This window comes from Kitasatospora sp. MY 5-36 (assembly GCF_001182915.1).
Lineage (GTDB): Bacteria > Actinomycetota > Actinomycetes > Streptomycetales > Streptomycetaceae > Kitasatospora.
This window is the reverse complement of sequence record NZ_LFVW01000315.1, coordinates 1-8,261: the sequence shown is the minus strand read 5'-3', so window position 1 is coordinate 8,261 and position 8,261 is coordinate 1. Positions and strand designations below refer to the sequence as shown.

The following is an 8,261-nucleotide window of genomic DNA, read 5'->3' as shown; positions in this document are numbered from 1 at the left end:
GGCAGCCCCTCGGTGGGACGCGGTTCGCCCTTCAGGTCCGAGACGTGCGCCAGGGCGCCGCCGGGCCGCAGCATGCGCCGTACGGTCGCCGCCACCAGGTCGCGGTCCATCCAGTGGAAGGACTGGCCGAAGACCGCCAGTGTGAAGGTGCCGAGGCCCAGCGGCAGTTCCTCGGCCCTGGCCCGCACCCAGGTGGCCTTGGGCTCCTCGGCGCCCACGCGGCGCGCCTCGGCGATCATCCCGGCGTCCGGGTCCACCCCGACGACCTCGTCGAACAGGTGGGCCAGCCCCAGCGCCAGCGTGCCCGGCCCGCACCCCACGTCGAGCAGCCGCCCCCGCCCGTCGAGCCCCAGCGCCCCGGCCAGCGCCTCCGCCAGTCCGGGGGCGTACGGGAGCCTGCCCCGGGTGTAGTGGGCGGCCGTTCCGGCGAACAGCGTCTCGTCCCAGGACCAGGCGTCGCCGGTCATGGCTGCTCCTCACAGGTCTGTTTCGGGTGAACAGGCTTGATCGTGGCACGGGTTGACGCCTGGTCGGGGCGGGTGGGACCGGAAATCAATGGACAGGCATCATGCGATCAACAGACTGATCCCATGACCACTGCAGATGACAAGAACGACCTCCGGATCTACATCCAGGACGCCCGCGACGCCCTGCTCTGGAAGCTCGAAGGCCTCTCCGAGTACGACCTGCGCCGCCCGCTCACCCCCACCGGAACCAACCTGCTGGGCCTGGTCAAGCACGTCACCGGCGCCGAGGCGCTGTACTTCGGCGACACCTTCGGCCGCCCCTTCCCCGAGCCGGCCCCGGTGTGGATCACCGGCCAGACCGAGCCGAACGGCGACCTGTGGGCGCGGGCGGACGAGAGCACCGAGGAGGTCGTCGGGCGCTACCGGCGGGTCTGGGCGCACTCCGACGCCACCATCGAGGCCCTGCCGCTGGACGCCGTCGGCAAGGTGCCGTTCGGCGCCCGCCACGAGCAGACCCTGCACCGGGTGCTCGTCCACATGATCGCCGAGACCCACCGCCACGTCGGCCACGCCGACCTGGTCCGCGAACTCGTCGACGGCGCCACCGGCCAGCGCTCCGACGGCGCCAACACCGCCCCCGGCGACACCGACTGGTGGCGGGCCCACCACGACCGCGTGGAGCGGGCGGCCCGGGAGGCCGGCGGCCTCGCCTGAGCCGGAGAGCGCCGGGAGGAGGGCAGCATCGCCTGAGCCGGAGAGCGCCGGGAGGGCGGAGGAGCGGCCGGGGATCTCAGCCTCCGTGCCGGGCGGGCGCGCCGACGTGCCGCACGACGGCCGCCGCCCGGTCGGCGAGCGGCCCCGGGGCGATCGGGACGCACACGTACCCGAACCCGGCATAGGCCTCCCGGTGGATCCGCTCGAACCGCAGCGACTCCTCGTACGAGATGCGCCGCGCCTCGGTCGGGGTGACGAAGCCCGGGCTCTCCACGAAGAACACCTCGCGTTCGTACACCCCCTCCGCCCGGATGCGATTCAACTCCCGGGCGAGGAAAGGGGTCACGGGATGACCGAGGTACACCGCCAGGGCGTACGTGCACACCGGCGAGCGGTCGAAGAACCGCACCTCCCCCGGCCCACCGACGGCCCCCTCCTGCCGCTGCCGCTGCAGGGAGACCACCGCGTCCACGAACGACGGGTCCGTCCACGACTCCGGCACGCCCTGGGCCTGCCGCAGCGCGATGACGTCCGTGGCGGCCTCCTCGACCACCGGGTAGCCCGCGCACTCCAACCACCGCAGGACCGCAGTCTTCCCGGCCCCCGGGGTGCCGGTCAGCAGATAGCGCTTCATCCCCGCACTCTACGGGCCCGGGGTGGCGGCGCGGGGCGCCGTAGGGTGTCGGACATCGGGGGCAGGGGCAGGGCACATGGGGGCATGGGGGCATGGAGGCATGGGGGCATGGGGGCATGGGGGCATCCGGCGTGACGGACGAGGGACAGGGTGTGAGGACGGCCGTCCGGTGCCCGGACTGCGGGGGCACCGCCGTCCGCAGCGTTGGCCAGTCCCTGCTGCACGGGCGGGAGTTGCGGTGGGACGCCGAGCGGTTCTGCCCCCAGTGCGTCGCCGTCTGCTGCGACTGGGGCCAGGAGGCCACGCGGGGCTCCCACTCCGGCAGACCCGGGAACTCCTCGACGAGCTGCGGGACTTCGGCCTGAGCGGGACGACCGTCGAGATGGCGTACTGGCGGGTGCGGCTGGCCGAACGGGGAGTCGCGGCCGAGACGGCGGACGGCTTCGGACGGGCGTACCGGTACGTGGGACCGCCGGAACTGTGGCCGGGGGACGACGGCGGGACGGGCACCGGATGCGGCCAACCGGTACGGACAGCAGGCGAGTTCGCCGCCTGGGCGGAGGAGCGGGCGGAGCGGACGGCGGCGGAGCTCGCGGAGCCGTTCACCTTCGTGGTCGGCCTCGGCGGCACACTGCGGCTCGCTCCGCGCCGTAGCGAGCATATGGCCTGCGCGGGTGGTGAGTTGGTGCTGAGCGCCGGGGAGATCGGGTTCCGGCGTTCGCGGGACGGCTGGGAGGTCGAGACGGTCGGCAACCACTCCACCGACTACTGCCCCGACACCACCTCCTGGCCCGCCGTCGCCGCCGCCCTCACCCTCGTCGGGCTCCCGCACCCCGGCGCCTTCACCCACGCCGTGGTCTTCCGCCGCTGCCCGCGGTGCGGCAACTGCAACCTCGTCCGCGAGGAGCACTACGCCTGCGCCTTCTGCGACGCGGACCTGCCCGAACAGTGGAACGTCGACGAGGTCGCACTGCCGTGACCCGGGCGGGCCACCGCACCCCACCGCCCCACCCACAGCACACCTCAGCACTGTCAGGCCGGACCGCTAGGGTCTGTGGGTCACGGGGCAGGCCGGGAAAGGGTGGGGGCACGTGAGGTGTGAGCGGGTGGCGGAGCTGCCGGGTGGGGTGGTGCACGCGGGGAGCCGGGAGTTCCTGGTGCGGGAGGGGCTGCCTGCGGCCGGGGCGTTCCTGGACTTCGAGGCGCTCCGGGGCGGGGAGCTGACGGCGTTCCCGGCGGAGGCGGAGCGGCTGTTCGTCCTCGGGGAGACGGAGTACTGCACGCCGTTCGCCGCCGGCGGCAGCCTGGTGCTGCTGGACGGGGTGACCGGTGAGGTGTTCCTGGACAACGGCGGCCCGCGCCGCGACCTGCTGGCCTCCGACCTGACCGCGCTCGCGGGCCTGGTGCGCGAGGTCGACTCGGTGGCCGAGGCGGCGCTGCGCCCGGAGGCGCTGGACGGGCGGCGCGGGCCGGCCGTCCTGGCCGAGGTGCTGGCAGGAACCGAACGGCGGATGCGGGAGATCGATCCTGGCCTGTTCGGCGACGGCTCCGCACCGCCCCCGCACTGGGGCACCGCGCTGCTGGTGCGGGCGCTGGGCTGGGGCGCCCTGCCGGGCGGTCCGGACGGGCCCGCGTACGCGATAGCCCCGGAGCTGGTGGCGGAGCTGGCCGCGCTGACGGACGAGGACGGCGGCCCCGGCCGGGTGCACCGCTTCCGGCCCGCCGAGCTGCCCGCCGCCCTGGTCCACGAGCCGACCCGGCGGCTGCTGACCGAGGTCGGCCTGCCACTGGGCGGGGCGATGTTCGGGGTGTGCGAGGAACCGCTGGTCACCATGGGCGAGGCCTACCCCGAGTACTTCGACGGCGAGGAGGAACGCCCGTACCAGCGGGACTTCCTCGCCCTCGGGGACTGGCCGACCGACCTCACGATCGCCCTGGACGGCGCCACCGGCCGGCTGGAGCTGCCGGACTGGTACGACGACGGCCACCCCGAGGCCTACCTCAACCGCGACCTGTCCGCCCTGCTCTACGCCCTCTGGACGTACGAGCGGCTGCGCGCCGAATGGGACCGCTGGGACTACGGCCGGGCCCGGGAGACGTGGTCGGTGTTCGATCCGCAGGCGCTGCTGAGCGCGGTGGTGGACCGGCTGGTGGAGGCCGTCGACCCGGAGGCGTTCGCCTCGCCCGGCTGCTCCTGGCGGCTGCTCGCCGAGGACGGCCACATGGGCGGCCTGCTGGGCTGAGCGCCCAGGAGCCGTTGCCGCCGGTGGGTGACAAGCCCGGTCAGCCGCCGCCGTGGACGGCGGCAACGGCCAGGAACGGATGTGTCACCTCCACGCGTTGGACCGACATGGTGATGATGGCGGGTCTGCTCCTCATGGCAGTACTGGTGATCGTGCCCTTCACACTGGCCTCGATCCGGCATCTCGTGGTGCGATCGGGCAGCCCGCGATGGTTGTGCCGCCGTCTGACCACCCGGACGCGAAGGAGCGGGCTCGGCCTTGGCGCCACCGCGACCGAGGAGTTGCACGCCTTCTTCAATGCCAACAAGCGCGTGCAGATCGAGCAGCGGCGGACTCAACTGGTCCTACGGGACGACGACCACGCCGGCGCCCCGCCTCGCCTGGGTGTCGACTTGGGCGCCGGCACCGCAGTCGTCCGACAGCAGCGGTAGTTCACCCTCCTTCTCCTTGCGCCCGACGCGTGCTGGGGCCTGCCGAACTCGCGGACGAGCCCTGGGCAGCGGCCTGGAGAGCTGCTCCTGGACGATGACGCGCTCGCCCTCGCCGTTGGGTTCCTCGAAGGCGGCGAAGTGGCGTTCCAGGAGATCATCGGAGACGGTGATGCTGTTCACCGCAGGCCCAACACCGAACTCGTGCTCACCCGACGGGCCACCTGCCGGTCACCCGGTGGCCGATCCGCCGGGCCGGTACGCCCCGAACCCAGTCGCTCCCAAGGCCGTGAGCTCCCCACCACCCGACGGTCACGGCGGACCGCGCCACTCCCGCTTCACCGTCCGGGAGAGCGCTTGGGGTCAGCGGGTGGCACGTCGGGCCGGGCGTAGGCTGGGCCGATTCGATCACTCGCGAAGGCGTCGAAAGGACGTGTGGGGGATGCGCGGCGAAACGGAGGAGCTCTACCGGGCGTTCGCGGAGCGGGAGGCGCGCGGGAACTCGCCGATCTACCAGGAACTGGCCGAAGGCGTCGCCGGGGACGGGCAGTTGCGCGCACTGCTGGACGGGCTTCCGGCCGCGAAGCGGCAGCCGAACCTGCTGTTCGGCGCGGTCCGGCACCTGGGTGGGCCGGTGACGGAGGGCTGGCCGGCCTTCCGCGACTGGGCGGCGCAGCGGTGGGCCGAGGTCTCGGCGACGATGCTGGAGCGGCGGACGCAGACCAACGAGGCGGGCCGCTGCGCCACCCTGCTGCCGCTGCTGGCCGCGCTGCCGCAGCCGCTCGCCCTGATCGAGGTGGGCACCTCGGCCGGGCTCTGCCTGTACCCGGACCGCTATCGGTACCGGTACCTGGCCGGGGACCAGGACGGGGACGGGCAGCGGGACGGGGACGGGCAGGGGGACGGGGACGGACATGAGCGTGGGGCCGGTGCCCCGGTCGCCGAGTTCGGCGCCGCCGCGAGCCCGGTGACGCTGGACTGCGTGGTGAGCGGGCCGGTGCCGCTCCCAAACTCCCTGCGGGAACGGCTGCCCGAGGTGGTGTGGCGGGCCGGGATCGACCTCAATCCGTTGGACGTGCGGGCCGAGGAGGACATGCGCTGGCTGGAGTCGCTGGTCTGGCCCGAGCAGACCCATCGGCTGGAGCGACTGCGCGGCGCCGTCCGGGTCGCCCGGGCCGAACCGCCGCTGCTGGTGCGCGGCGATCTCAACGCGACGGTAGGGGAGTTGGTCGCACAGGCCCCGGCGGGGGCGACGCCGGTGGTGTTCCACAGCGCGGTGCTCGCGTACCTGCCGCCGGAGGAGCGGGAGGAGTTCGCGGCGACGATGCGTGAACTGCCCGGGCACTGGATCTCCAACGAGGCGGTCTCGGTGCTGCCGGCCGTCGCCCGACGCCTCCCCCGCCCGGCGGCCGTCGCCGGGCTGTTCGCGCTCGCCCTGGACGAGCGGCCGGTGGCCTTCACCGGACCGCACGGGCAGTCCCTGGACTGGTTCGGCGAGGTCTGAGCGGCCGTACGACAACGTGCGGGCAGCGTGGAAGTCCCGGGCTTGAAGCTGCCGCAGCGGCAGCTTCTACCGTCATGACCAGGGCCGGAGAACCGGCCCTGGTCCACGCGAACGTGGGACGTGGAAACGAGGGAGGCAACCATGGCCTGGCCCATCGCCGAGGTGGCCCGGATGTCCGGTGTGACGGCCAGGACCCTGCGGCACTACGACGAGATCGGGCTGCTGCCCCCGGCCTGGATCGGCTCCAACGGCCACCGCTACTACGAGGAGCGGCAGCTGCTCCAGCTGCAACAGATCCTGGTACTGCGGGCACTGGGCGTGGGGCTGACCGAGATCGCCCGGATCCTGAGCGATCAGGTGGACGAGCTGGAGGCCTTGCGGGGCCACCGCCGGCGGCTGGTCACCGAGCGCGACCGGCTCGACGCCCTGGCCGCCACCGTTTCCCGCACGATCGCCGACCTGGAACGCTCCCAGAAGGACGGCACACCCATGACCATCAACCGCCCCGAGAACCTGTTCGAGGGCATCCAGCCCGACGACGTCGACGCGAGCCTGCGCGACTTCCCCGAGCACGCCGAGGCGGCCCGGCGCGCGACCGCCGCGATGACCCCGGCCGAGATCGAGGCCGGGCAGCGCGAGCGGACCGCCCGCATGATCCGCCTGGCGGAGCTGAAGGCGGCCGGCCACCCGGCCGACGCCGAGGCCGTGCAGAGCACGGTCGAGGAGGAGTACCGGCTGCTCCACGACTTCCGGTCCGTCTCGACCGAGGAGTACCTGGCGATCGCCCGCTCCTGCACCGAGAACGAGCAGTGGAGCGCCGCGTACGAGGCCATCGCCCCGGGCCTGGCCGCTTACCAGCGTGCTGCCATGGAGGCGTACGCGGCGGCACGGCTGTCCTGATCCGGGCCTGGCCCGGGCCTGGTCCAGGTGATCGGACGGCCTGGGTCGGCCCTGCCCGGCCCGGCCCTGTCTGGGAGCCTTACGGGGGGTTCCCAGACGGGGCCGGGTACCGGGTTTTGTTTCGTTTCCTGGCCCTCCCCCGCGTCGTCACTCCGTCCGCAGCGCCGTGACCGTCCTGGTGCGGGCCGCCCAGGTGGCCGGGAGGACGGCTCCGAGCAGGGCCAGCGCCAGGCCGCCGAGTATCAGCGGCCCCACCACCGACGGGGCGAACACGGCGAGGTCGGCGTCCGGCACCCCGATTCCGGCGGCCCGTGCCATCGCTGGCATCACCCGGTGGTGCACCAGGATGCCGATCGGGACCCCGATCACCCCGGCCGCCAGCCCGCTGCCGCAGACCGAGGTGAGCACCATGCCGACGGTCTGCCGGGGTGACATCCCGAGCGCCTTGAGCACCCCGAGGTCGTGCACCCGCTCCCGGGTGTCCAGCAGCACGGTGTTGAGCACCCCGAGTCCCGCCACCACGGAGAGCAGCAGCGTGAGCGTGCCCGCCAGGGTGTTCATCGCCAGCACCACGATGCTGAGGTGCTCCTCTCCGGGGTCGGCGCTCAGGCCCAGCGGCTTCACGGCCTGGTCCAGCCCGTCGGCGTAGGACTGCGCATCGGTGCCCGGGGTGAGGTCGATGTGGAAGGTGAGCGCCTCGGCGTGGATCGCGCCGCCGAGCGGCGCCAGCGTGGACCGGTCCGTGAACACCAGGTCGTTGGTGGTCAGGACCTCGCCGGTGATCTTCGCCGGGGTGCTGCGTCCGTGGTCGGTGAGGGTGACGGTGTCACCGACCTTCGCCTGGGTGGCCCGCAGGGTGGCGGCGGCCACCACGACCTCTCCGGGGCCGTGGAACCAGCGGCCGGAGACCAGTTGGAAGCCGCTCCAGGAGGTATCGCCGCTGAACGCGACCACTTCGGAGCGCCCGGTGCTGCCGGCCAGGGCGGCCGGGGTCGGGACGGTGCTGTACCAGGCCCGGGTGCCCGGGCGGGAGTCGACGGCCCTGGCCACGGCCGCCTCGTCCACGTGGTCGGCGGACGGCGCGGAGCCGTCGAACGGGGTCTGGACCACCACCTTGCCCGCGCGGTCGGCCGCCAGACCGTCCTGGATCGAGCCCAGCGAGAGCGTCAGGCCGACGCAGAGGGTGACCCCGACCGTGCCGAGCACCACGGCGGCCCCGGTGGTCGCCGAGCGGCCCGGCCGGTTGAGCGGGGAGGCCAGCCCGAGGCTGAGCGCCCGTGGCACCGGCAGCCGGCCGATCAGCTCCTGCGCCCGGGACACCGGGCCCACCGCCCCCGCCCCACCGACCGTGCCGCGGGCGGCTGCCCGCTT

Annotated in this window: 10 protein-coding genes; 6 read left to right on the top strand and 4 right to left on the bottom strand. The window is 73.6% G+C overall.

Annotated elements, in window-relative coordinates; all coding sequences use genetic code 11:
- Nucleotides 1–467, bottom strand: a 467-nt coding sequence (locus AE652_RS20940; protein WP_049653776.1) for a class I SAM-dependent methyltransferase, incomplete at its 3' end; no start/stop codon positions are given.
- Between the two features lie 123 nt (nt 468–590).
- On the opposite strand from AE652_RS20940, the gene AE652_RS20935 reads away from it, so the two are divergent.
- Complete coding sequence (locus AE652_RS20935) at nt 591–1,181, top strand: DinB family protein (RefSeq protein ID WP_049653774.1); 591 nt, start codon at nt 591–593, stop codon at nt 1,179–1,181.
- A 76-nt stretch (nt 1,182–1,257) separates the two neighbouring features.
- Here the strand turns inward: AE652_RS20935 and AE652_RS20930 are convergent, their stop codons facing one another.
- On the bottom strand, nt 1,258–1,815 hold the full coding sequence (locus tag AE652_RS20930; protein ID WP_049653773.1) for an ATP-binding protein: 558 nt from the start codon (nt 1,813–1,815) through the stop codon (nt 1,258–1,260).
- Between the two features lie 265 nt (nt 1,816–2,080).
- On the opposite strand from AE652_RS20930, the gene AE652_RS20920 reads away from it, so the two are divergent.
- The 3 genes from AE652_RS20920 (at nt 2,081) to AE652_RS49505 (ending at nt 4,489) form a co-directional block, all read left to right on the top strand.
- Nucleotides 2,081–2,794 carry a hypothetical protein gene (locus tag AE652_RS20920; protein ID WP_369808313.1) on the top strand — a complete coding sequence of 238 codons (714 nt, stop codon included), beginning with the start codon at nt 2,081–2,083 and terminating at the stop codon, nt 2,792–2,794.
- Between the two features lie 127 nt (nt 2,795–2,921).
- A complete protein-coding gene (locus AE652_RS20915; protein ID WP_049653769.1) occupies nt 2,922–4,058 on the top strand; it encodes an SUKH-4 family immunity protein in 1,137 nt (378 codons plus the stop codon).
- A 107-nt stretch (nt 4,059–4,165) separates the two neighbouring features.
- On the top strand, nt 4,166–4,489 hold the full coding sequence (locus AE652_RS49505; protein ID WP_049653768.1) for a DUF6191 domain-containing protein: 324 nt from the start codon (nt 4,166–4,168) through the stop codon (nt 4,487–4,489).
- On the opposite strand, the gene AE652_RS47420 is transcribed toward AE652_RS49505, so the two are convergent.
- On the bottom strand, nt 4,403–4,669 hold the full coding sequence (locus AE652_RS47420; protein WP_199823123.1) for a hypothetical protein: 267 nt from the start codon (nt 4,667–4,669) through the stop codon (nt 4,403–4,405). The genes AE652_RS49505 and AE652_RS47420 overlap by 87 nt on opposite strands.
- Before the next feature lie 259 nt (nt 4,670–4,928).
- On the opposite strand from AE652_RS47420, the gene AE652_RS20905 reads away from it, so the two are divergent.
- Nucleotides 4,929–5,990, top strand: a complete 1,062-nt coding sequence (locus tag AE652_RS20905; protein ID WP_049653766.1) for a DUF2332 domain-containing protein — start codon at nt 4,929–4,931, stop codon at nt 5,988–5,990.
- 141 nt (nt 5,991–6,131) lie between these two features.
- Nucleotides 6,132–6,890 (top strand): MerR family transcriptional regulator, encoded by a 759-nt coding sequence (locus AE652_RS20900; protein WP_049653764.1) that lies wholly within the window; start codon nt 6,132–6,134, stop codon nt 6,888–6,890.
- 147 nt (nt 6,891–7,037) lie between these two features.
- On the opposite strand, the gene AE652_RS20895 is transcribed toward AE652_RS20900, so the two are convergent.
- A partial coding sequence (locus tag AE652_RS20895) for an ABC transporter permease (RefSeq protein WP_049653763.1) occupies nt 7,038–8,261 on the bottom strand: 1,224 nt, incomplete at its 5' end.

Coding starts and splice junctions, on each gene's coding strand:
- AE652_RS20935 (WP_049653774.1), top strand. CDS start 591: ATGACCACTGCAGATGACAAGAACGACCTCCGGATCTACATCCAGGAC.
- AE652_RS20930 (WP_049653773.1), bottom strand. CDS start 1,815: ATGAAGCGCTATCTGCTGACCGGCACCCCGGGGGCCGGGAAGACTGCG.
- AE652_RS49505 (WP_049653768.1), top strand. CDS start 4,166: ATGGTGATGATGGCGGGTCTGCTCCTCATGGCAGTACTGGTGATCGTG.
- AE652_RS20905 (WP_049653766.1), top strand. CDS start 4,929: ATGCGCGGCGAAACGGAGGAGCTCTACCGGGCGTTCGCGGAGCGGGAG.
- AE652_RS20900 (WP_049653764.1), top strand. CDS start 6,132: ATGGCCTGGCCCATCGCCGAGGTGGCCCGGATGTCCGGTGTGACGGCC.